General features: G+C 64.4%; 17 protein-coding genes and 1 tRNA gene. 7 read left to right on the forward strand and 11 right to left on the reverse strand.

What is annotated here, in order from left to right:
* Positions 1-69: 69 nt before the first annotated feature.
* The 6 genes from EJ071_RS11840 to EJ071_RS11865 form a co-directional block, all read right to left on the reverse strand.
* On the reverse strand, positions 70-1,323 hold the full coding sequence (locus tag EJ071_RS11840; protein WP_126098024.1) for an ABC transporter substrate-binding protein: 1,254 nt from the start codon (positions 1,321-1,323) through the stop codon (positions 70-72).
* A gap of 62 nt (positions 1,324-1,385) precedes the next feature.
* Positions 1,386-2,897 (reverse strand): aldehyde dehydrogenase family protein, encoded by a 1,512-nt coding sequence (locus EJ071_RS11845; RefSeq protein WP_126098025.1) that lies wholly within the window; start codon positions 2,895-2,897, stop codon positions 1,386-1,388.
* A 9-nt stretch (positions 2,898-2,906) separates the two neighbouring features.
* Positions 2,907-3,683 (reverse strand): enoyl-CoA hydratase/isomerase family protein, encoded by a 777-nt coding sequence (locus tag EJ071_RS11850; protein ID WP_126098026.1) that lies wholly within the window; start codon positions 3,681-3,683, stop codon positions 2,907-2,909.
* The gene (locus EJ071_RS11855) at positions 3,676-5,277 is read right to left on the reverse strand and encodes an acyl CoA:acetate/3-ketoacid CoA transferase (RefSeq protein WP_126098027.1); all 1,602 of its coding nucleotides are present in this window, start codon (positions 5,275-5,277) and stop codon (positions 3,676-3,678) included. The genes EJ071_RS11850 and EJ071_RS11855 overlap by 8 nt, the downstream gene beginning before the upstream one ends.
* Positions 5,274-6,290 (reverse strand): Gfo/Idh/MocA family oxidoreductase, encoded by a 1,017-nt coding sequence (locus tag EJ071_RS11860; protein ID WP_126098028.1) that lies wholly within the window; start codon positions 6,288-6,290, stop codon positions 5,274-5,276. Before EJ071_RS11860 ends, EJ071_RS11855 begins: the two co-directional genes overlap by 4 nt.
* Positions 6,287-7,339 carry a LacI family DNA-binding transcriptional regulator gene (locus EJ071_RS11865; RefSeq protein ID WP_126098029.1) on the reverse strand — a complete coding sequence of 351 codons (1,053 nt, stop codon included), beginning with the start codon at positions 7,337-7,339 and terminating at the stop codon, positions 6,287-6,289. The genes EJ071_RS11860 and EJ071_RS11865 overlap by 4 nt, the downstream gene beginning before the upstream one ends.
* A 228-nt stretch (positions 7,340-7,567) precedes the next feature.
* Here EJ071_RS11865 and EJ071_RS11870 point away from each other — a divergent pair, with 228 nt between their 5' ends.
* On the forward strand, positions 7,568-8,722 hold the full coding sequence (locus EJ071_RS11870; RefSeq protein ID WP_126098030.1) for a dihydrodipicolinate synthase family protein: 1,155 nt from the start codon (positions 7,568-7,570) through the stop codon (positions 8,720-8,722).
* Between the two features lie 136 nt (positions 8,723-8,858).
* Positions 8,859-9,074, forward strand: coding sequence for a hypothetical protein (locus EJ071_RS11875; RefSeq protein ID WP_059184470.1), 216 nt, complete (start codon positions 8,859-8,861; stop codon positions 9,072-9,074).
* A gap of 115 nt (positions 9,075-9,189) precedes the next feature.
* On the opposite strand, the gene EJ071_RS11880 is transcribed toward EJ071_RS11875, so the two are convergent.
* Positions 9,190-9,264, reverse strand: a tRNA-Val gene (locus EJ071_RS11880).
* A 115-nt stretch (positions 9,265-9,379) separates the two neighbouring features.
* A complete protein-coding gene (locus EJ071_RS11885) occupies positions 9,380-9,742 on the reverse strand; it encodes a response regulator (RefSeq protein ID WP_006199474.1) in 363 nt (120 codons plus the stop codon).
* Between the two features lie 164 nt (positions 9,743-9,906).
* On the opposite strand from EJ071_RS11885, the gene EJ071_RS11890 reads away from it, so the two are divergent.
* Positions 9,907-10,848, forward strand: a complete 942-nt coding sequence (locus EJ071_RS11890) for an N-formylglutamate amidohydrolase (RefSeq protein ID WP_126098031.1) — start codon at positions 9,907-9,909, stop codon at positions 10,846-10,848.
* 304 nt (positions 10,849-11,152) lie between these two features.
* A complete protein-coding gene (hisN, locus tag EJ071_RS11895; protein ID WP_126098032.1) occupies positions 11,153-11,926 on the forward strand; it encodes a histidinol-phosphatase in 774 nt (257 codons plus the stop codon).
* Between the two features lie 68 nt (positions 11,927-11,994).
* On the opposite strand, the gene EJ071_RS11900 is transcribed toward hisN, so the two are convergent.
* Together EJ071_RS11900 and EJ071_RS11905 are read right to left on the reverse strand one after the other, a co-directional pair.
* Complete coding sequence (locus EJ071_RS11900; protein ID WP_126098033.1) at positions 11,995-12,453, reverse strand: hypothetical protein; 459 nt, start codon at positions 12,451-12,453, stop codon at positions 11,995-11,997.
* A 192-nt stretch (positions 12,454-12,645) separates the two neighbouring features.
* Positions 12,646-13,602, reverse strand: a complete 957-nt coding sequence (locus EJ071_RS11905; protein WP_126098034.1) for an alpha/beta hydrolase — start codon at positions 13,600-13,602, stop codon at positions 12,646-12,648.
* Between the two features lie 456 nt (positions 13,603-14,058).
* Here EJ071_RS11905 and EJ071_RS11910 point away from each other — a divergent pair, with 456 nt between their 5' ends.
* Both EJ071_RS11910 and EJ071_RS11915 read left to right on the forward strand, forming a co-directional pair.
* The gene (locus EJ071_RS11910; protein ID WP_126098035.1) at positions 14,059-14,526 is read left to right on the forward strand and encodes an Hsp20 family protein; all 468 of its coding nucleotides are present in this window, start codon (positions 14,059-14,061) and stop codon (positions 14,524-14,526) included.
* 135 nt (positions 14,527-14,661) lie between these two features.
* Complete coding sequence (locus EJ071_RS11915; protein ID WP_126098036.1) at positions 14,662-15,414, forward strand: sulfite exporter TauE/SafE family protein; 753 nt, start codon at positions 14,662-14,664, stop codon at positions 15,412-15,414.
* On the opposite strand, the gene EJ071_RS11920 is transcribed toward EJ071_RS11915, so the two are convergent.
* The gene (locus EJ071_RS11920; protein WP_126098037.1) at positions 15,415-16,467 is read right to left on the reverse strand and encodes a low specificity L-threonine aldolase; all 1,053 of its coding nucleotides are present in this window, start codon (positions 16,465-16,467) and stop codon (positions 15,415-15,417) included.
* Between the two features lie 493 nt (positions 16,468-16,960).
* Between EJ071_RS11920 and gltB the strand changes: the two genes are divergently transcribed.
* A complete protein-coding gene (gene gltB, locus EJ071_RS11925; protein WP_126098038.1) occupies positions 16,961-21,694 on the forward strand; it encodes a glutamate synthase large subunit in 4,734 nt (1,577 codons plus the stop codon).
* The last annotated feature ends 135 nt before the right edge of the window (positions 21,695-21,829 follow it).

Here is a 21,829-nt window from a genome sequence, read left to right on the forward strand (position 1 = left end):
GCATCCCGCATCTTTGTCGACAGGTGACCTCCCCCGCCGGAGCGGGGGAGACCTAAGTTCAAGCGCAGCTTACTTGGCGTCGTCGATTGCCTTGACCAGCTCGGTCACGGCCTCGTCCGAGGTCTTGATCTGGCCGTGGACGAACTTCGATATGACGTCCTTGTAGGCATTGGCGACCGCCGGAGGCGCGCCATAGCCCTGGGCCAGCGAGCCGAACAGTGTGCCGCCTTCGTTGGCTTTCTTCAGGTCGGCGATGCCCTTCTTGCCGCAAGCGTCGAAGTCGGTGTCCGGCACGTCGGTGCGGGCCGGAACCGAGCCCTTCACGACGTTGAAGGCCGACTGGAAGCTCTTCGACAAGGTGGCGGTGGCCAAAGCGACCTGGGCGGCCTTGCGGTCGTCCGGAACGTTGAACATGCCGAACATGTCGGAGTTGTAGATCACCGAGCCGTCGGTGCCCGGGAAGCGGTAGCAGAGGAAGTCGGTGCCCGGGGTCTTGTTGGCGGCGTGGAACTCGCCCTTGGCCCAGTCGCCCATGACCTGAACCAGCGCGTCGCCCTTGATGACCATGGCGGTGGCGAGGTTCCAGTCGCGGCCCGAGAAGTTCGGGTCGACATAGGTGACCAGCTTGGCGAGATTGTCGAACGACTTCTTCATCGTGTCGGACTTGAGCGACTCCTCATCGAGGTCGTTCATCGCCTTCTTGTAGAACTCCGGCCCGCCGGTCGACAGCACGACGGAGTCGAACATGGTGGCTTCCTGCCAGTTCTGGCCGCCAAGCGCCAGCGGGATGACGCCCGCGGCCTTCGCCTTGTCGAGGAGGGCAATGAAGTCATCGAAGGTCTTCGGCTCGGCGCCGCCGATCTTGTCCATCACCGCCTTGTTGATCCACAGCCAGTTGACGGAGTGGACGTTGACCGGGGCCGCGACCCACTTGCCGTCATAGACTGAGAATTTCTGCAGGGCGGCCGGAACCGACTTGTCCCAGCCTTCCTTCTTGGCGGTCTCGGTGAGGTCGCCCATGACGCCGGCGGCGGCATAGTCGAGCACGGTGTAGCCGAGCATCTGCGAGGCGGTCGGATAGTTGCCGGCCGCGACCATCGCCTTCAGCGCGGTCATGGCGGCGTCGCCGCCGCCGCCGGCCACCGGCACGTCCTTCCAGGCATAGCCTTCCTTGGCCAGATCCTGCTTCAGCACGTTCAGAGCAGCCGCTTCGCCGCCCGACGTCCACCAATGCAGCATCTGCACTTCCTTGACGTCCGCGGCATGCGCCGAGAACGCAAAGCTCGTCGCAAGAGCCGTTCCGATAAGCAGTTTGCGCAACATTTACTACCTCCCTTGTTGCATGCATGCACATCACCGGCGGATGGCCGCCGGGGTCTCCCAACTCAGCCGACCCACCATCCGGTGCGCTGGCCGCGATGAAACTGGATAGTCTTTTCCTCGGTATAATCCTCGACGGCGCGTTTGCCGAGTTCGCGTCCTAGACCGGACTGCTTGTAGCCGCCGAAAGGCAGTTCGGGATAACCTTCCATGAACGTATTCACCCAAACCGTCCCCGAACGCACACCGCGCGCCACCGACATGCACGTGTCGATGCTGGCGCTCCATACACCCGCAGACAGACCATAGGGCGTGTTGTTGGCGATGTGCAATGCCTTTTCAATCGTTTCAAAAGTGAGCACGGACAGCACCGGCCCGAACACTTCCTCACGGGCGATCGCCATGTCCTCGGTGACGTCGCGGACGATGGTCGGGTCGAGATACTGGCCGGCGTTGGAGGCGAGCTGCCCGCCGCCGCTGAAGACGCTGCCGCCGTCGGTTTTCGCGGCCGTTACATAGCCGGCTACCTTTGCCATGTGATCGGTCGAGATCATGGCGCCGACCTTGGTGCGGTCGTCGAGCGGGTCGCCGACCCTGACCTTCTCGGCCAGCGCCTTGACCCTCTTGAGGAAGTCGTCGGCGATCGCCTCATGCACGATGAGCCGGCTGCCGGCATTGCAGCACTCACCGGCGTTGAAGAAGCCGCCGAAGACGGCTGCGTCAGCCGCTGCCTCGAGGTCGGCGTCGGGGAAGACGATCTGGCCGTTCTTGCCGCCGAGCTCCATCGAGACTTTCTTCAGCGAATTGGACGCGGCGGCCATGGTCATTTTGCCGACCCGCGTCGAGCCGGTGAAGGACACCATCTCGACCAGCGGATGGCTGACCATCGGTGCGCCGACATCGGCGCCGAAACCGGCGAGGATGTTGACCACGCCGGCCGGCAGACCCGCCTCGAGCAGAATGTCGCCGAGCACGAAGGTCGAGGCGGAGGTCATCTCGCTCGGCTTCACCACTGCCGTGCAGCCGGCGGCGAGCGCGAAGGGCAGTTTCTGGCTGACGATCAGGAACGGAAAGTTCCACGGCGTGATGATCGAGACGACGCCGATCGGCTCGCGCAGCACCACGCCCAGCATGGAATCGCCGAGATTGGCATAGCTCTCGCCAGAGAGCGTGCGGGCAAGCGAGGCGGCATAGCGCCAGATGTCGACGGCGCCGCCGATCTCGCCGCGCGCCTGGGCAATCGGCTTGCCGGATTCCAACGCGTCGAGACGCGCAATCTCCTCCAGCCGGGTTTCGATCAGGTCGGCCGCCTTGAGCAGCACGGCGGCGCGCTCGGAAGCCTTCATGCGCGGCCAGAGGCCAGCCTCGAAGGCTCTATGCGCGGCCTGAACCGCGGCTTCCACTTCCGTCGCACCCGCCTGGACGTAACGCGACACTGCAAAGCCGTGGCCGGGGCTGCTGCGCTCGATCGTGCGGCCATCGCGCGCATCGACATGCTTGCCGTCGATCAGGAGCTGGTAGGCTTTCGGTGCCTGAGAGGCCTCGGCCGGCATTGATATGTTGAGGGGAGCGTTCATCGCGTTTTCCTAGGATCTCGAAAAGGCCGGCTTCTGCTTGGCCTTGAAGGCGCCGACGCCGGCCTTGAGGTCGTCGGTCAGCGCGATGAAGCCGCTGGCCAGCGCCTCGACCGCGGCGGCATTCTCCTCGCCTTCGGCAATGCCGATCATCAGCTTCGCGGCCTCGGTCGCCAGCGGGCCGCGCTCGGCGATTTTTTCTCCCCAAGCTCTGGCTTCTTCAAATGCCTTGCCGGTTTCGACGAGGCGGTCGACGATGCCGAGCGCGAGCGCCTCGCTCGCTAGCAAGACTTCCCCCCCTATTGCCATGCGCCGCACCGCCTGCGCGCCGAAGCGGCGCACGGCGCGCTGCGTGCCGGACCAGCCGGGCACGACGCCGATCGAGGTTTCAGGGAAACCGAGCTTCACCTGGGATTCGGCGATGCGGAAGTCGCAGGCGGCCGCCAGTTCCAGCCCGCCGCCCAGCGCATGGCCGGACAGCACGGCGGTGGTCGGCTGCCTGAGCCGCGCCAGCCGGTCGAAAACGCGATGGCCGTAGCGGACCCATTGCACCTGGAAGTCGGCGGCGCTTAATTGGGCCCAGGCCTCGACGTCGCCGCCGGCGCAAAAGCCCTTGCCTTCGCCCCGGATGAGCACGACGCGGACGCCCTCGGCCAGTTCTGCTTCGTCGAGCGAAGCTTCGAGCGCGCGAAGCATCGGAATGTCCAATGCGTTGAACTTTTCCGGACGGCGCAGCGTGACGATGCCGACGGCGCCATCCTGCTCGAAGGTGACGAGGCGCTCAGCCATGCGCGCCTCCGAGCGAAGCGCCGCCATTGAGCGACAGGCCGATCGGCCGGTCCTGGTAGAGCGACGCGGGCGTCACCTTCAGATCGTTGGCGATGGCAAGCGGAATCTCGGCTTGCGCCAGCACGTCGCGTTCGAGGTCGACGCCGGGCGCCAGCTCCGTCACCATCAGCCCGTCCGGCGTCAGCTTCATCACGCAGCGCTCGGTGACATAGGTGATGTCCTGGCCTTGCGCGACGGCGCGCCTGCCGGAGAAGGAGATGTGCTCGACCTCCTCGACGATCTTCTTGACCTTGCCTTCCTGGTCGATGCGGATGGCGTCGTCGGCCAGCGAGAGTTTTGCGCCGGCGTTGAAGAAGCCGGAGAAGACGATCTTCTTCGCCCGCGCGGTGATGTCGACGAAGCCGCCGGCGCCAGCGGTGACATGCGGGCGCGCCGACAGCTTCGAGACGTTGACCGAGCCGTGACGGTCGATCTGCAGGAAGGAGAGCAGCGAGGCGTCGAAGCCGCCAGCCTGAAAATAGATGAACTGGTGCGGTGACGGCATGATCGCCTCGGCGTTCGAGGCACAGCCGAACTTGAAATCGAGCAGCGGCACGCCGCCGACCGCGCCCTGCTCGATCACCCAGGTGACCTTGCCGTGCTGGCCTTCCTCCAAGAGGATGCGCGGCACGTTGGCGGAGATGCCGAAGCCGATGTTGACGGCCATGCCGTCGCGCAACTCCATGGCGACACGGCGCGCGATCACCTTCTGGATATTCATCTCGGGCGTGCGGAAGGTGGAGAGCGGCCGGAAGATCTCGCCCGAGATCGCCGGATCGTAAGGCGTCAGCGTCGTCTGCAACTGGTCGGGCGCCACCACGATATGGTCGACCAGCATGCCGGGCACGCGGACGTCATGCGGCTTCAGCGTGCCGTTCTCGACGACGCGCTTCACCTGCGCGATGACGATGCCGCCATTGTTGCGGGCCGCGAGCGCTTGTTCCAGACCGCCGAGATAGGCGCCTTCATGCTCGTAGGTGAGGTTGCCGCGCTCGTCGGCCGTGGTGGCGCGAATGATCGAGATGTTCGGAACAATGGCGCGGAAATAGAGCCATTCCTCGCCATCGAACTGCTGCACCGAAACGATCGGCTCGCTAGCCGCCGCGTTCATGGCGCAGCCCTGGTGGCGCGGGTCGGCGAAGGTGTCGAGGCCGACCTTGGTCAGCACGCCCGGCCGTTTGGCGGCGGCCTCGCGATGCATGTCGAACAGGATGCCGGACGGCACGTTGTAAGCGGCGACCGAATTATCGCCGATCATCTTCCAGATTTGCGGCGGCTCGGCGGAGGAGGGGCCGGACGGATAGGAGCCGCAGAGCGTGCGCTTGAGCAGGCCCGGTTTCGCCAGATGGTCGATGCCCTTGATGCCGTACATGTCGCCGGCGGCGATCGGATGCAGCGTGGTGATCGCCGTCGGATGGCCTTCCGCGTCGAAGCGCTCGCCGATCGCGGCAAGCACCGCGTCGGGGCAGCCGAGGCCGCTCGACGACGACACCGAGACGACCATGCCGTCCTTGATCAGGCTGGCGGCCCGTGACGCGGAAACGACCTTGCTCAATTTCCGCTCCCGAGTTTCGGATCGATCGAAACGGTCTTGCCGGTCTTCGCCGACTGCAAAGCCGCCTCGGCCGCTGCCAGCGACCAGACGCCGTCCTCGCCGGTGGCCGAGGGCTGGCCTTCGCCCCGGATCGCGGCATGGAACTGGTGCAGCGAGCGGGTGTAGAGGTCCTCGCGGTCGAAGCTCAGCTCTTCCTCTCCGTTCGCGGTGCGCAAGAGCACGGAGCCGACCGGCTTCTGCGTCATTACATTGGTAGCGATCAGCGAGCCTTCCGAACCATGCACCTCGAAGCCGGTGCCGGCAAACTTCGTCGTGAAGCCTTCATGCGATTGCGCAATGACGCCGGACTTGAAGCGCCAGACGCACATGGCGCCGTCTTCCAGTCCACCACCGGCCATGCCGGCCGACTGTGTGAAAGCGGAGATCTCGACCGGGTCGTCGCCGAGCACGAAGCGCAGCGTGTCGGCGTCGTGGACGGTGATGTCGAGCACCACGCCGCCGCCGGCTTCGGGCCTGGCGATGCGCCAGCCCTGCAGGTTTTCCGGCAGATAGACGGAGTGGAAGACGCGCGCCGCGACAGGCTTGCCGATACGCCCGGCGGCAATCGCCTCGCGCATCGCCCGGTGCGCGCCGGCGTTGCGCAGATGATGGTTGGTGCCGAACACGATGCCGGCTTCCTTCGCGGCCGCAACCATCTTGCGCGCGTCGGCGCTGGTCAGCGCCAGCGGCTTTTCGCAGAGCACATGCTTGCCGGCCTTGATCGCGGCAAGCCCCTGTTGGAGGTGCAATTCGTTGGTCGTCGAGATGTAGACGGCGTCGATGTCCGTGCCGAGCAACGCATCGAGCTTCGAGACGGCGGCCGGGATGCCGTTTTCCCCGGCATAGGCTTCGGCGCGCTCGGGGCTGGAGCTCATCACGGCGGCAACCTCGGCGTCGGCTTGGGCGCGGATGGCGTCGATCATGAACTGTTTTGCGATCGTGCTCGCGCCGATCAGGCCCCATCTCACCGTCATGCGGCGTCTCCCACTCCAGCGCCGCGCGCATTGCGGTCCGGCCCGCAGCTTTCCCTGACGGCCAGGCTCACCGCGCCGATATGGTCCTCGGCGCGCGTCGTGCGCGACTGGATCATCTTCAGCATGACGTGAGCGGCGCGTTCGCCGAGGCCGGCGGTGTCGACGGCAACGCTGGTCAGCGCGGGGATGTAGTGTTCGGCCTCGGCGACATCGTCGAAGCCGACCACGGCAAAATCCGTCCCGGCCTCCAGGCCGCGCTTGCGCAGCGCCAGCATGACGCCGAAGGCGACGGCATCGTTGAAGCAAAGGGCGGCCGTCGGCGGCTCGGGCGACGCAAGCGCCGTCTCCAGGCAAGCCATGCCGCCTTTGCGGCTGGTCTCGCCTTCGACGATGGTCCTATCGGCTGCCGGAATGCCGTGAGTCTCGCAGGCTTCGAGGAAGCCGCCCAAGCGGTCGTGGTAGACCACAAGGTCCGAGGAGCCGCCGAAGAAGGCCAGCCGGCGATGTCCCTTGGCGATGAGATGCTGGGTGGCGAGAAAGGCGCCGCGATGGTTGTCGGGCGCGATTGCCGGGATGCGGCTCTCGGGCAGGCGGCGCATGGCAAAGACGACCGGCACGCCTGCCGCCTCGACGCGGCGGAAAGCGCCTGGCGTGGTGCCGCGCGCCGGTGACACGATCAGGCCTGCGACGCCCTGCTCCATCAGCGACTTCAGCACCTCTTCCTGGCGGACCGGATTTTCCGCCGTGTTAGCGATGAAGGGCACGATGCCGGCCGCCTGGAAGACGCGCTCCATGCCGACCGCAAGCTCCGCGAAGAAGGGATTGGTGAGGTCGTTGATCACCATGCCGATGACGTTCGAATGCGCCTTGCGCAGATTGGCGGCGCCGCGGTTGTAGACATATCCGACATCCTCGATCGCCTTGCGGACTTTGGTCGCGGTTTCAGGCCGGATCAGCCCGCTGCCCTGCAGCACGAGCGATACCGTCGACTTGGACACGCCGGCCTCGCGGGCAATGTCCAGGATCGTCGCCTTGGCCCGGCTGGCCATGTCATGCGTTCTCCATGCTCGATATCAAATTTATTGGAACGTTCTAAACATCGTACCAAACCGGAGTCAATCGGGATTCGCACGGAATTCAAAAAATTGATGGATTAGTCGCAAATGCAAGACTTTGACGTCGGGATGCGGCGTTGAATCGCTTCAGTTGCCAAAACCATAAAGGTTCTTGATTTATTGGAACGTTCCATTTATAGGCTGCCGCAAAGGGAGATTTGCATGGACATCATCCTGCCTGCGGAGAGTGGCGACCGTGTCGGCTACCGGCTGGTCGGCCAACCGGCGGAGCCCATTATCGGCGCGGCTTTCCCACGCGTCGCCTATGCCGCGGCCCATGTCGTCGCCAACCCCTTCGCCATGACCGATCCGTGGTCTCAGGCTGCGGTCGACTGGGACAGAACCATGGCTTTTCGCCATCATCTGTGGCGGCTCGGTTTCCGCATCGCCGAAGCAATGGATACCTCGCAGCGCGGCATGGGTTTCGACTGGGCAAGCGCCAAGGAACTGATCCGGCGCTCGATCGCCGAGGCGCGTACGATGAAGGGTGCCGATCTCGCCTCCGGCGCCGGCACCGACCATCTGGCGCCGGCGGCGGCAAGGACGCTGGACGACGTGATCCATGCCTATGAGGAGCAGTTCGCCTTCATCGAAGGCGAGGGCGGCAAGGCGATCATGATGGCGAGCCGCGCGCTCGCGGCGGTGGCCAAAGGCCCGGACGACTATGCGCGCGTCTACGACCGCATCCTTTCACAGGCCTCCGGCAAGGTGATCCTGCACTGGCTGGGCGACATGTTCGATCCGGCGCTCAAGGGCTATTGGGGCAGCCGGGATTTCGAGCCGGCGCTTGACACGGTCGTCGGTATCATCGAGCGGCATGCCGGTAAGATCGAAGGCATAAAGATCTCGCTGCTCGATGCCGGCAAGGAGGTGTTGCTGCGCGACCGCCTGCCTTACGGCGTGGTGATGTTCACGGGCGACGATTTCAACTATCCGGAGCTGATCGCCGGCGACGGCAGGAGGCATTCGCACGCGCTGCTCGGCATCTTCGACGCCATCGCGCCGGCGGCGAACGCCGCGCTGGCCAGGCTCGGCGCGGGCGACCGGGCCGGCTATGACGCGCTGATGGCGCCGACCGTGCCTTTGTCGCGCAAGATCTTCGAGGCTCCTACGGAATACTATAAGGCCGGCATCGTCTTCATGGCCTGGCTGAACGGACACCAGGATCATTTCACCATGGTCGGCGGCATGCAGTCGGCGCGCGGCATATGCCATTACGCGGACGTGTTTCGCCTCGCCGACCAGGCAGGATTGCTGGCCGATCCCGAGCTTGCCGTCGCCAGGATGAAGAGCTTCTTGGCGGTAGCAGGCGTCTGAGCCGGACACCTGTCGGCTCCTGCCGCCGCTGCCGATCAGCTGGCGGATAAAAATTCTTTTCTCTCCTTTGAACCGTTCCGTGGCGAAGCGCGACCAAGCGTTGCGTAACGAACCAAGTTCACCAAGGAGAACGCATATGACTATCGTTTCAAGAAAAGTCTTTCTCGCCGCCATCGCCGTTTCTGTGCTGGCCGGCTGCAAGACCACAAGCTACAGGGACTGCGACACCATCAAGCCGAACGTTACCCATAACGCCAAATGCTGCGGCATCGGCGATGCGCCATGCCGCGAAGGCAAGGGCGGCGGTGGCGGTGGCAATCCCGGTCATTCGCCCGATCCGACACCGCAATGATTCAATGAGAAAGCAGGGCAGTAGGGGAGTAGGGCAGTAGGAGGAATCCGGGAACGCAGCGGCGAAGCCCTATTGCCTACTGCCGTATTGCCTTACTCTTTTGGATTTGGCTGGATGGTGGGCGTGACAAGGATTGAACTTGTGACCCCTGCAATGTCAATGCAGTGCTCTCCCGCTGAGCTACACGCCCATCCGAAGCCGCGCATACACCATTTTTGGTCCGGCGCGTCAATAGCAGGAATGAGAAAAGAAAGCTCCGTTTTGCGGCAGCGGTTGGAAGTACCGATGCCTTGCCGAAAGGCTCCTCAAGCGGCCTGCAGCATCTTCTCGACCTCGTTGACAAGGTCGCGCAGATGGAAAGGCTTCGACAGCACCTTGGCGTCCTTGGGCGCCTTGGAATCCGGGTTGAGCGCGACGGCGGCAAAACCGGTGATGAACATCACCTTGAGGTCCGGATCGATCTCGGTGGCCCGGCGGGCAAGCTCGATGCCGTCCATCTCGGGCATGACGATGTCGGTCAAAAGCAGCGAGAAAGGCTCCTCGCGCAGCCGCTCATAGGCGCTGGCGCCATTGTCGAAATCGCTTACCTGGTAGCCGGCTCGTTCCAGCGCCTTGACGAGGAACCGGCGCATATCGTCATCGTCTTCCGCCAGCAGAATGCGTGCCATGTTGTCCCGTCCGAATCACTACCCCAAGCCTGCCGACGGGCAAGCCCGTTAACCATCCTGTATATGAGGAGGAGACGGTAAACATCAAGTGAACATTGGCCTTGTCTTTGCCGCAGCGGCCAGCTGTTTCGTGGGGCTGAAATGCTGGACATGCCGGGCGCAAGATGGCAGTTTTGCAACATGATGCAGTGCTTCATCCTGGTTCGTTCAAATTGAAGACGGCAGCCGAGGATTTTTCGGTCGTACCACCCTTCGAAATCCGATCGGGCGCCGAGCAACGCGTCCCTTTCCTGTTCAATTCGCCGCATAGCGGCCGCCACTATCCCGAGCGCTTCCTCGCCATGGCGCGGCTCGACCGCAACGCCATACGCCGCTCCGAGGATTGCTATGTCGAGGAGCTTTTCGGCGGCGCCGTCGCGCTCGGCGCGCCGATGCTGGCGGCGAACTTCCCGCGCGCCTATCTCGACGTCAACCGCGAGCCATGGGAACTCGATCCGCGCATGTTCGCGGAGCCGGTGCCGTCCTTCTGCAACATCCGCTCGGCCCGCGTCGCGGGCGGGCTGGGCACCGTGCCGAAGCTGGTGGGGGAGGGGCTGGACATCTATCCCGGGCGCCTGCCGCTCTCCGAGGCGGTGGGGCGCATAGAGACCGTCTACAAGCCGTATCACGAAACGCTGAAGCGGCTATTGACCAGGACCCACGCCAGGTTCGGCTATGCCGTGCTCATCGACTGCCATTCGATGCCGGCCAGCATCCGGGTCGGCGACAATGGGGTGCGGCCGGATTTCATCATCGGCGACCGCTTCGGCATTTCCGCCACCGCGGCTCTGACCGAGAGGGCGATCGGCCTGCTTACGGGCATGGGCTACGCGGTCGCGCACAACAAGCCCTATGCCGGCGGCTTCATCACCGAGCATTACGGGCGGCCGGCACGTCATCTCCACGCGCTGCAGATCGAGGTCAATCGCGGGCTTTACATGAACGAGCGGACATTCCAGAAATCGGCCGGCTTCGACGCGCTTGCCGACGACCTGACGCGGTTTTCGGCCGAGCTGATGTCGATACCCGATCATCATTTCGTCGACCTGCCGCTCGCCGCGGAATGACCGCGAAGCGGCCGTTCGCGGCCTAAAAAAAGACCGCATCGCTTTCACGACACGGTCGAAGTCTAGGGAGGAAACGCCCAAGGAGGGCATGGACAGAGTAACCTGTCCGAGAACAAAACTATTGTGCGATGCACAAATGTCAATCGGCTTCAGGGTTTTTTAATTCAATATGATGTGGAAATTCCGCTTCGGCGGGTGAGGTGTGACATTGGGGCAACAGGAGGGAGGCGCCTGACCCTGGCTTCACGCTTCTCTTCCGGCGGAAACAGCGGCTGCCGATGGCTGCCGCAACGGGGAGAGTGAGTTGGACGTCAGCATCGATTTCATGCGGCGCATCGCGCGTGCCGCCGCCGCCGAGACCTTGCCGCGCTTCCGCAGCCAGGGCGCGGTCGCCAACAAGCAGACGGAAAGCTTCGATCCGGTGACGGAGGCCGATCGCGAGGCCGAGCGCGCCATCCGGGCACTGATAGCGGCGGAATACCCCGATCACGGCATCCTCGGCGAGGAGCATGGCAGCGAGAACATTTCGAGCCGGCATGTCTGGGTCATCGACCCGATCGACGGCACACGCGCCTTCATCTCCGGCCTGCCGGTGTGGGGAACGCTGGTCGGTCTGACGGTCGACGGCGACGCCGTCGCCGGCCTGATGTCGCAACCCTTCACCGGCGAGCTGTTCTACGCCAATGCCTCCGGCTCGCATTACGAAGGTCCGGGTGGCCCGCGCAAGCTCGCGACCCGCAAGACGACGGAGCTCGCCGAGGCGACGCTGTTCACCACCACGCCGGCGCTCTACAGGGGCGAGGCGCGCAATCGCTACGATGAGTTCGAGAAGCAGGTGCAACTCGCCCGCTACGGCACGGACTGCTACGCCTTCGCCATGGTGGCGGCGGGAAGCGTCGACATTGTCGCCGACCCAGGCTTGAAGCCCTACGATATCGTGGCGCTGATCCCAATCATCGAGAAGGCGGGCGGCGTGGTAACGACATTCGAGGGCGGGCCGGCGGAGAAGGGCGGCGACATACTGGCGGCGGCAACCCCGGAATTGCATGCCGCGGCGATGGCGGCGCTGCGCGGCTGAGCATCCGGCGCGCCTCTGCGTCTGTTCAGGCAGTACGCGGCTGAAAACCGCAGCGCGGATGGAATCGCCTAGCTGTCGGCGCGCCGGGCATCCGTGAGACGCAGGCCCCACAAAATGAGCGCGAAAGCGGTGAGGCCGGTCGGCGCGGACGAATACCCCACGATCTTGATCACGGCTTCCTGAAAGGCGCTCCCACGGAAGGCCCCAGCCGCCAACGGCATTGTCTCATTGCCGGCCCCCCAGGCGCTGGCGATCACGTAGGCCGCCAGGATCGCCAAAGCCGAATAGATCAGCAGCCAGAACGCAACCCGCGACATCGCCGCGCCGAGATTGAGCCTTGGCCACGCGAGACCCAGCGCCAGCATGAGAACGCCCTGCAGGCCGCTCAGCGTGTGCGCGGACAGTCCAAGCCGCGGTGCGGCGAGGAACGGTATTGTGAAGCCTTCGAATGACGAAAACAAAAGCAGGGCGACGCCAATCTGCAGCAGGTGATGCCCCTGACGTGACAGCGTGTTCGATGCGTTCATGGCCGTTTCTCCCGATCTCTGTCGACTGGCGTATGACCTCGTTGGGTGGCAACCTAGCGCTCGAGGCCTGAACGGGAATATGGGTCAAGCCGCGCCCGGCACGGCGCGGAGAGCCGGGAAGCCAGCCGGATCATGCAATTCGCCCGCCGGTCGTCAGGCTGGCCCGCGAGATCGGCGCGCCCGGCGAAGCGGTCAAATGGCGTCGCCGGTTCCGGGAATGAAAGCATCGAAGGCCGCGAGGAACTGCTCGCGGTAAAGATCCTTCTCCTGCAGGATCTCATGATGCGCGCCGTCGATCATCAGGAGCGAGCCGACGCGGAGCCGCCTGGCATAGGATTCCACGGCCTTGGTCGAGACGACCTGGTCGGCGCCGGCGGCGACAATGAGCATCGGCACCTGGATCCCGGCCATGAAGTCGGGATCGCTGATCGCATCGGAAGCCTCGGCGGCGGCTTTCAGCCAACGGATGGTCGGGCCGCCGAGCGCCAGCTGCGGCCAGGCCTTGTAGATGCCGGTATTACGCCGGTAGCGCTCAGGATCCGAAGTCACCTTGTTGGTTTCGAAGGGCGTCGGCAATTTCGGGCGCGGCCCCAGGGCGGCATAAAGCCAGCCGAGGCCCAGAGCGCAAAACACCGCACAGACGCGCCGTACAGCGGTTATCGAAACCGGCAAGTCGGGCACGGCCAGGAAGGGCGCGATCAGCACCATGCGCCGCACCCGGTTGACCATCGACGGTGAAGCCAGCAGCGCGATCACCGCCCCGGTCGAATGGGCGAGGATGTAATAGGGGCCGCGGCAATCCGGCAGCACGATCTCCCCGAAGAACTGCTCGAGATCGCGGGTGTAGTCGCGGAAGCTGCGGACATAGCCGCGCTGGGGATCGCGCAGCAGGCGGCTGGAACCGCCCTGGCCGCGCCAGTCGAGGACTGCGACGCTGAAGCCCCGGTCGGCGAGGTTGCGGATGGTCTCGAAATATTTCTCGATGCACTCGTTGCGGCCGGTCAGCAGCACCACCGTGCCCTGCAGCGGGCGGGCGACCGCGCCGAAGACGCCATAGCGGATCTTCTTGCCGTCGTGGGTGGTGAAAAAGCCGCCGGCGGCATTTTCGGGCTGCGGATTGCCCTCGGTCTGGTGGAAAAGGTCCGTCATTCGGCGCTTCGTTGATTGTTCATTGCCCGAACGGGCCAGGCGTTGCCATGGTGATAGACGGCCATGCGCCAAAAGCAAAGGCGTTGCTGGGCCGAACGGGGAAGGCCGGAAGCGCCTGCGGCGCGCTTCCGGCCTCTGTCGATCCGGGAGGAAGGGACGTTGCACCCGGTTCGGCCTCGTCGCGGCGCCCTGATCGAGGCACCGCATGTCCGCATTGTCGGCAGTAGCTTGGCGCCGCGTGGCTGAACGGATGCCGAAGCCGCGGTTCATCTGGCGTTCATCGGGCGCAAAGATCGCAGGGAAGTTGATCGCGCAAAGTTCTTGAAATGGGCTTTTGCGCTTCCCAAATGGAGATTGCGGCCGCCGATGTCGGGGCCGCTGGCCTATCCGGGACGCCTTTCGAGGGTTTCGCACCGGGTCACACGCAAACCATGTTGCTCAACAGGAGAACACACCATGCGTCACGTTGATTTTTCCCCGCTTTATCGTTCGACCGTCGGCTTCGACCGGCTGTTTACCATGCTCGATACCCTCGGCCAGCCCGAGAGCGTGCAGACCTATCCGCCCTACAACATCGAGCGCACCGGCGAGAACGCCTATCGCATCTCGATGGCCGTTGCCGGCTTCTCGGAAGACGAGATCTCGATCGAGGCGCACCGCAATGTGCTGACCGTCAAGGGCGAGCGCAAGGAAGAGAACAACGGCGAAGGTTCCGAGCTGCTTTATCGCGGCATTGCCTCGCGCGCCTTTGAGCGCCGCTTCCAGCTCGCCGATCACGTCGAGGTCGAGGGCGCCACGCTGAAGAACGGCCTGCTCTTCGTCGACCTCAAGCGCAACATTCCCGAGGAGCTGAAGCCGCGCAAGATCGCGATCACCTCGTCTTCGGACAAGGCCAAGCAGATCGAGGCCAAGGCCGCCGCGTAACCAGCGCGCTCCACATGTAAGACACGTCTCCCTCCCGAGACAAAAGCGGCGTCGAAAGGCGCCGCTTTTTTGTGCCATGGGCAACGGATCCCTTCTGGCTCTTTTGAAGCCCGCATTGTCCTCCCATGAAGGGCAATGACCGATTTCTCCCTGCTGCTCACCTCAACCATCGCCGTCACCTTCCTGCTGGCGGGGATCGTCAAGGGCGTCACCGGCATGGGGCTGCCGACGCTGGCGATGGGATTGCTGGGCACCGTCATGCCGCCGGTCACCGCCGCGTCGCTGCTCATCGTGCCGTCCTTCGTCACCAATGTCTGGCAGCTGTTCGCCGGCCCGGGCTTTGCATCGATCCTGCGACGGCTCTGGCTGATGATGGCAGGCATCGTGGTCGGCACCGTCGCCGGCTCGCGGCTGCTCGCCAGCGACAATATAACGTGGACGAACGCAGGCCTCGGCGCCGCCCTGGTTCTCTATGCCGCCTATACGTTGCTGGCGCGGCAGCCCGCCGTCCCGGCGAAGACCGAGCGCTGGTTCTCACCGTTTGTAGGCTTTCTGACCGGCCTTGTGACCGGCGGCACCGGAGTCTTCGTCGTGCCGGCCGTGCCCTACATCCAGGCGCTCGGGTTGGGCCGCGATGACCTCATCCAGGCGCTCGGCCTTTCCTTCACGGTGTCCACCATTGCGCTGGCGCTGGGCCTGGCCTCGCATGGCGCGTTCGAGGTCGGACATCTGGCGATGTCCTCGCTGGCCGTGCTGCCGGCCTTGCTCGGCATGTGGCTCGGGCAGGTTCTCAGACAGCGGATCAGCCCGGCGGCATTCCGCCGCTGGTTCCTGATCTTCCTGATCCTGCTTGGCTTCGAGCTGCTTGTGCGGCCTTTCCTGGCCTGATCATTCGGAGAGCAGTAGACCGAGGCGGTCAATCTCTTCCGCCGTCGTCGCGAAGCTGGCGACGAAGCGGTAGATCGCTTCATTGTCGCCGAGATGGCCGTCAAAACCCTGCGGCACGCCCCATTCGTAGAATTTGCCGCCGGCGGCCTGCAGCTTTTCGGCAGTGCCGCGGTCGAGGATCGCGAACACTTCGTTGGCCTGCGGCAGCCAGGCGAGCCTGCCCGCCGGCGCGTCCTCGATGGTCTCGGCCAGATGTGCCGCCATCGCATTGGCGTGGTGCGCCATCCTCAGCCACAGCTCGTCGTTGAGATAGGCCTCGAACTGGGCCGAGATGAAGCGCGCCTTGGAAAAGGTCTGCCCTGCACGCTGGCGAAGCAGGCGCAGATCCCGGCCGACTTCCGGGTTGAAGATCACCACCGCGTCGGCCATCCAGCAGCCGTTTTTGGTGGCGCCGAAGGAGATGAGATCGACGCCGCTTTTCCAGGTCATTTCAGCAGGGGTCACGCCGGTCGCCGCGATCGCATTTGCGAAGCGCGCGCCGTCCATATGCAGCGGCAGTCTATGGCGGCGGCTGACCTCGGCAATCGCCTTGACGTCGCCGACAGTGTAGACGGTGCCCACTTCCGTAGCCTGGGTGATCGTCACCGCCATCGGCTGGCCGGCCGGCGCAAGGTCTTGCGAATAGCGTTTGATGGCCCTGTCCAGAGCCTGCGGGTTGATGCGTCCCAAGGGGCCTTGGACCGGCGCCATGCGCGCGCCGCCGGTATAGAAACCCGCCGCGCCGAATTCATCGACATTCATATGCGCTTCGGAATGGCAAAGAGCGATACCGCCGATGCGGTTCAACGCCGCCATCGAGAGTGCATTCGCCGCCGTGCCGGTCGCGACAAAGAACACTTGAACGTCCCGCTCGAAGATCTCGCTGAAGCGGCGGTAGACGGCCCGGTCCAGGTCGCCGTCGCCGTAGGCGGTCGCGATGCCGGCCGCGTGCCGGGAAAGATTGGCCGAAATGTCGGGATGGACGCCCGCCCAGTTGTCGGATGCAAAGAACATCGAAAGGCTCGCAGCTGATCTGAGGAAAACGGGCGCGACTTGAACGCTTTGGCCAGCCGAGCGCAAGGGCCAAATGCCGGCAAAGCGGTGAAGCCAGCCAACGCGAAGGAGCCGAGACTGATGCTTACGTTTCGCAAGCGCCTCACGAAATTTTGTGTCGCGGCGTGGCCAAGATTTTTGTGAATCGGTCTTGTGCGGGCTCCTGAATTCTGTCATAAAAAATTTAGGACAGTAGTGCTGTCTTATTTTGTCGCACAAAACAGGCTGGACTGGCGTATCATCGCTGCCAATCCGGCCATTGTCGCGAGCGGCGGGTAGACGGCTCCGCTCTGGCCTGTACGATACCGGATGCGAACCGGGCGTATGGCCGCATGGTTCGGCAAGGATTTCGCGAGACGTGCAGCAAGGATGAAAGGGAAGCGTTGTGCTTCCCAAGGCAAACCAGCGCCCTAAGGGAAATCACCGCCAAGGGTGCGGAACGGAGGATAGGACGATGACGGAACTGACGCCATCTGCGATCAACGGCCAGGCCGCGCAGACGAAAGCGGCAGCCGTCAAAAATCCGACTCGCGCCGCCGCCGGCCCGACCACTGTCTTGACCGCGCAAGGGCTCTACGATCCGCGCAACGAGCATGACGCCTGCGGCGTCGGCTTCATCGCCAACATGAAGGGCGTGAAGTCGCACCAGGTCGTCGAAGACGGTCTGGCGATGCTGGAGAACCTCACCCATCGCGGCGCCGTCGGCGCCGATCCGCTGGTCGGCGACGGCGCCGGCGTGCTGGTGCAGATTCCGGACCGGTTCTTCCGCGAGGAGATGGCGGCCAAGGGCGTCGAACTGCCGCCTGCCGGCCAGTACGGTGTCGGCCACTGGTTCATGCCGCAGGACGCAGCACTGCGTGCCCATATCGAGGACATCATCGCCGAATCGGCACAATCCGAGGGTCTGCCGCTCGTCGGCTTCCGCGACGTGCCGGTCGACAATTCGTCGCTGTCGAAGGCGCCGGAGATCGTCGCATCGGAGCCGTTCCATCGGCAGGTGTTCATCGGCCGCACGGCCGACATTCCGGACGACGAGGAATACGAGGCCAGGCTCTATCTGCTGCGCAAGGTGATCTCGGGCCGCATCTATGCCGAGAACGACAACAAGGACATCGGCGCCTATTGCGTGTCGCTGTCGGCGCGGACCATCGTCTACAAGGGCATGTTCCTGGCCTATCAGGTCGGCGCCTACTACAAGGACCTCACCGACCCGCGCTTCGAGACCGCGCTGATCCTCGTCCACCAGCGCTTCTCGACCAACACCTTCCCGTCGTGGAAGCTGGCGCATCCCTACCGCATGGTCGCGCATAATGGCGAGATCAACACGGTGCGCGGCAACAACAACTGGATGGCGGCGCGCCAGGCCTCGGTCGATTCCGAGCTGTTCGGCAACAACATCTCGAAGCTCTGGCCGATCTCCTATGAGGGTCAGTCCGACACGGCGTGCTTCGACAATGCGCTCGAATTCCTGTTCCAGGGCGGCTACAGCCTGAGCCACGCCATGATGATGCTGATCCCGGAAGCCTGGGCCGGCAACAAGCTCATGGACGCTGACCGCAAGGCCTTCTACGAGTACCATGCCGCGCTGATGGAGCCGTGGGACGGGCCGGCGGCGGTCGCCTTCACCGACGGACGCCAGATCGGCGCGACGCTCGACCGCAACGGCCTGCGCCCGGCGCGCTATATCGTCACCGAGGACGACCGCGTCATCATGGCTTCGGAAGCCGGCGTGCTGCCGGTGCCGGAGGAAAAGATCGTGCAGAAGTGGCGGCTGCAGCCCGGCCGCATGCTTCTGATCGATCTTGCCAAGGGCCGCATCATCTCCGACGAGGAGATCAAGTCGGAGATCGCCACCAGGCACCCGTACAAGACCTGGCTCGCCAACACGCAGCTCATCCTCGAAGACCTGAAGCCGGTCGAGCCGCGCGCGCTGCGCAAGGACGTCAGCCTGCTCGATCGCCAGCAGGCCTTCGGCTACACGCAGGAAGACACCAAGCTTCTGATGGCGCCGATGGCGACCACGGGCCAGGAAGCGGTCGGCTCGATGGGCACCGACACGCCGATCTCGGCGATGTCGGACAAGTCGAAGCTGCTCTATACCTATTTCAAGCAGAACTTCGCCCAGGTCACCAACCCGCCGATCGACCCGATCCGCGAGGAGCTGGTGATGAGCCTGGTGTCCTTCATCGGGCCGCGGCCGAACATCTTCGACCTTGTCGGCACGTCGCGCCGCAAGCGGCTGGAAGTGCGCCAGCCTATCCTGACCAACGGCGATCTCGAGAAGATCCGCTCCATCGGTCACACCGAGGACCGTTTCGACACCAAGACGATCGACATCACCTACGCCTCGAACGAGGGCGCGGCGGGCCTGCAGGGCGCCATCGACCGGCTCTGCGAGCGGGCCGAGGCGGCGGTCGCCGGCGGCTACAACATCATCATCCTTTCCGACCGCCAGATCGGACCGGACCGGATCGCCATCCCGGTGCTGCTCGCCACGGCGGCGGTGCATCACCACCTGATCCGCAAGGGGCTGCGCACGGCGGTCGGGCTGGTCGTGGAATCCGGCGAGCCGCGCGAGGTGCATCACTTCTGCTGCCTGGCCGGCTACGGCGCCGAGGCGATCAATCCCTATCTCGCCTTCGACACGCTGCTCGACATGCACAGGCGCGGCGAATTGCCGGAAGAGGTCGACGAATACGAGGTCGTCTCCCGCTACATCAAGTCGATCGGCAAGGGCATCCTCAAGGTGATGTCCAAGATGGGCATCTCAACCTATCAGTCCTATTGCGGCGCGCAGATATTCGACGCGATCGGCCTGAAGTCGGATTTCGTGCAGAAGTATTTCACCGGCACCGCGACGCTGATCGAAGGCGTCGGGCTGGACGAGATCGCGACCGAGACGCTCAGCCGCCATACCGACGCCTTCGGCAACGACCCGGTGCTGCGCAACAGCCTCGAGGTCGGCGGCGAATACATGTTCCGCATGCGCGGCGAGGCGCATATGTGGTCGCCGGACGCGGTCGCCACCTTGCAGCACGCCGTGCGCCAGGGCTCCTGGGACACATTCAAGGACTATTCGGCGCAGATCGACAGCGCGACCGCGCGGGCGCAGACCATCCGCGGCCTGTTCAAGATCAAGCTGGCCGAGGAAACCGGCCGCAAGACTGTCGCGCTCGACGACGTCATGCCGGCAGCCGAGATCGTCAAGCGCTTCTCGACCGGGGCGATGTCCTTCGGCTCGATCTCCAGGGAAGCGCACACCACGCTGGCGCGCGCGATGAACACCATCGGCGGCAAGTCGAACACCGGCGAGGGCGGCGAAGAGGCCGACCGCTACCTGCCGCTGCCCGGCGGCGGCAAGAATCCGGAACGTTCGGCGATCAAGCAGGTCGCTTCCGGTCGGTTCGGCGTCACGGCGGAATACCTCGTCAATTCAGACGTCATGCAGATCAAGGTGGCGCAAGGCGCCAAGCCCGGCGAGGGCGGTCAGCTGCCTGGACACAAGGTCGACGCCACCATCGCCAAAGTCAGGCATTCGACGCCCGGCGTCGGCCTGATCTCGCCGCCGCCGCATCACGACATCTATTCGATCGAGGATCTGGCGCAGCTGATCTACGACCTGAAGAACGTCAACCCGGCGGCCGATGTTTCGGTCAAGCTGGTGTCGGAGGTCGGCGTCGGCACGGTTGCGGCGGGCGTCGCCAAGGCGCGCGCCGACCACATCACCATCTCGGGCTATGACGGCGGCACCGGCGCCTCGCCGCTGACCTCGCTCAAGCATGCCGGCAGCCCATGGGAAATGGGTCTTGCCGAAACGCACCAGACGCTGGTGCTCAACGGCCTGCGCTCCCGCGTCGCGCTGCAGGTCGACGGCGGGTTGCGCACCGGGCGCGACGTCATCATCGGAGCGCTGCTCGGCGCCGACGAGTTCGGCTTCTCGACCGCGCCGCTGATCGCGGCCGGCTGCATCATGATGCGCAAGTGCCACCTGAACACTTGCCCGGTCGGCGTGGCGACGCAGGACCCGGTGCTGCGCAAGCGCTTCAAGGGCACGCCGGAACACGTCATCAACTTCTTCTTCTACGTGGCGGAAGAGGTGCGCGCGCTGCTCGCCGAAATGGGCTTCACCCATCTCGACCAGATCATCGGCGACACCGACCTTCTGGAGAAGCGCGACGTGATCCAGCATTGGAAGGCGCGCGGGCTCGACTTCTCGAAGATGTTCTTCAAGCCCGATGCGCCGCATGAGGCGCTGCACTGGACCGAGCGGCAGAAGCATCCGATCGACGACGTGCTCGACCGCAAGCTGATCGAGCTGGCGAAGCCGGCGCTGGAGGCCAAGCAGCCGGTCACCATCGAGCTGCCGATCCGCAATGTCGACCGCTCCGCCGGCGCGATGCTGTCGGGCGAAGTCGCCAAGCGCTTCAAGCACAAGGGCCTGCGCGAGGACACGATCACCGTCAAGCTCACCGGCACAGCCGGGCAGTCGTTCGGCGCGTTTCTGGCGCGCGGCGTCTCCTTCGATCTCGTCGGCGCCGGCAACGACTATGTCGGCAAGGGCCTGTCGGGCGGCCGCATCGTCATCCGTCCCCCGGAAGAGGCCAAGATCACAGCTGCTGAATCGATCATCGTCGGCAATACTGTGCTCTATGGCGCCACCGAGGGAGAGGCTTATTTCGCCGGCGTCGCCGGCGAGCGCTTCGCGGTGCGCAATTCCGGCGTCGTCACCGTCGTCGAAGGCGTCGGCGACCATGGCTGCGAATACATGACCGGCGGCATCGTCGTCGTCATCGGCAAAACAGGGCGCAACTTCGCCGCCGGCATGTCGGGCGGCGTCGCCTATGTCCTCGACGAGAAGGGCGATTTCGCCGAGCGCTGCAACATGGCGATGGTCGAGCTGGAGCCGGTTCCGGAAGAGGACGACCTGATGGAGAAGCTGCTCCATCACGGCGGCGACCTCGACCACAAGGGGCGCGTCGACGTCTCCGGCGATATGACCAGCCACGATGAGGAGCGGCTCTATCAGCTGATCTCGAACCACGTCCATTACACGGGCTCGCTGCGCGGCCGCGAGATACTCGACAACTGGCAGAGCTTCCGGCCGAAATTCCGGAAAATCATGCCGGTCGAGTATCGCCGCGCGCTGATCGAGATGGAACGCATGCGCATGAGCGTGGCGGCGGAATAGGCTTCGGGAATGGCCGGGGAGACAATGCCCCGGCCGGCATCCTCACCAACAATCCTGACCTAGAGCGGTTTGGCTAGAACCGCCAAACCGCTCTAACTATTTGTTTTTACGCAATTCCGGACGGAAAACCGCCAC

It is taken from the genome of Mesorhizobium sp. M1B.F.Ca.ET.045.04.1.1, assembly GCF_003952465.1.
Classification (GTDB): domain Bacteria; phylum Pseudomonadota; class Alphaproteobacteria; order Rhizobiales; family Rhizobiaceae; genus Mesorhizobium; species Mesorhizobium shonense.

Coding starts and splice junctions, on each gene's coding strand:
- EJ071_RS11890 (WP_126098031.1), top strand. CDS start 9,907: ATGGCAGTTTTGCAACATGATGCAGTGCTTCATCCTGGTTCGTTCAAA.
- EJ071_RS11875 (WP_059184470.1), top strand. CDS start 8,859: ATGACTATCGTTTCAAGAAAAGTCTTTCTCGCCGCCATCGCCGTTTCT.
- EJ071_RS11840 (WP_126098024.1), bottom strand. CDS start 1,323: ATGTTGCGCAAACTGCTTATCGGAACGGCTCTTGCGACGAGCTTTGCG.
- EJ071_RS11915 (WP_126098036.1), top strand. CDS start 14,662: ATGACCGATTTCTCCCTGCTGCTCACCTCAACCATCGCCGTCACCTTC.
- EJ071_RS11860 (WP_126098028.1), bottom strand. CDS start 6,290: ATGACGGTGAGATGGGGCCTGATCGGCGCGAGCACGATCGCAAAACAG.
- EJ071_RS11885 (WP_006199474.1), bottom strand. CDS start 9,742: ATGGCACGCATTCTGCTGGCGGAAGACGATGACGATATGCGCCGGTTC.
- EJ071_RS11920 (WP_126098037.1), bottom strand. CDS start 16,467: ATGTTCTTTGCATCCGACAACTGGGCGGGCGTCCATCCCGACATTTCG.
- EJ071_RS11850 (WP_126098026.1), bottom strand. CDS start 3,683: ATGGCTGAGCGCCTCGTCACCTTCGAGCAGGATGGCGCCGTCGGCATC.
- gltB (WP_126098038.1), top strand. CDS start 16,961: ATGACGGAACTGACGCCATCTGCGATCAACGGCCAGGCCGCGCAGACG.
- EJ071_RS11900 (WP_126098033.1), bottom strand. CDS start 12,453: ATGAACGCATCGAACACGCTGTCACGTCAGGGGCATCACCTGCTGCAG.
- EJ071_RS11905 (WP_126098034.1), bottom strand. CDS start 13,602: ATGACGGACCTTTTCCACCAGACCGAGGGCAATCCGCAGCCCGAAAAT.
- EJ071_RS11845 (WP_126098025.1), bottom strand. CDS start 2,897: ATGAACGCTCCCCTCAACATATCAATGCCGGCCGAGGCCTCTCAGGCA.
- EJ071_RS11910 (WP_126098035.1), top strand. CDS start 14,059: ATGCGTCACGTTGATTTTTCCCCGCTTTATCGTTCGACCGTCGGCTTC.
- EJ071_RS11870 (WP_126098030.1), top strand. CDS start 7,568: ATGGACATCATCCTGCCTGCGGAGAGTGGCGACCGTGTCGGCTACCGG.
- EJ071_RS11865 (WP_126098029.1), bottom strand. CDS start 7,339: ATGGCCAGCCGGGCCAAGGCGACGATCCTGGACATTGCCCGCGAGGCC.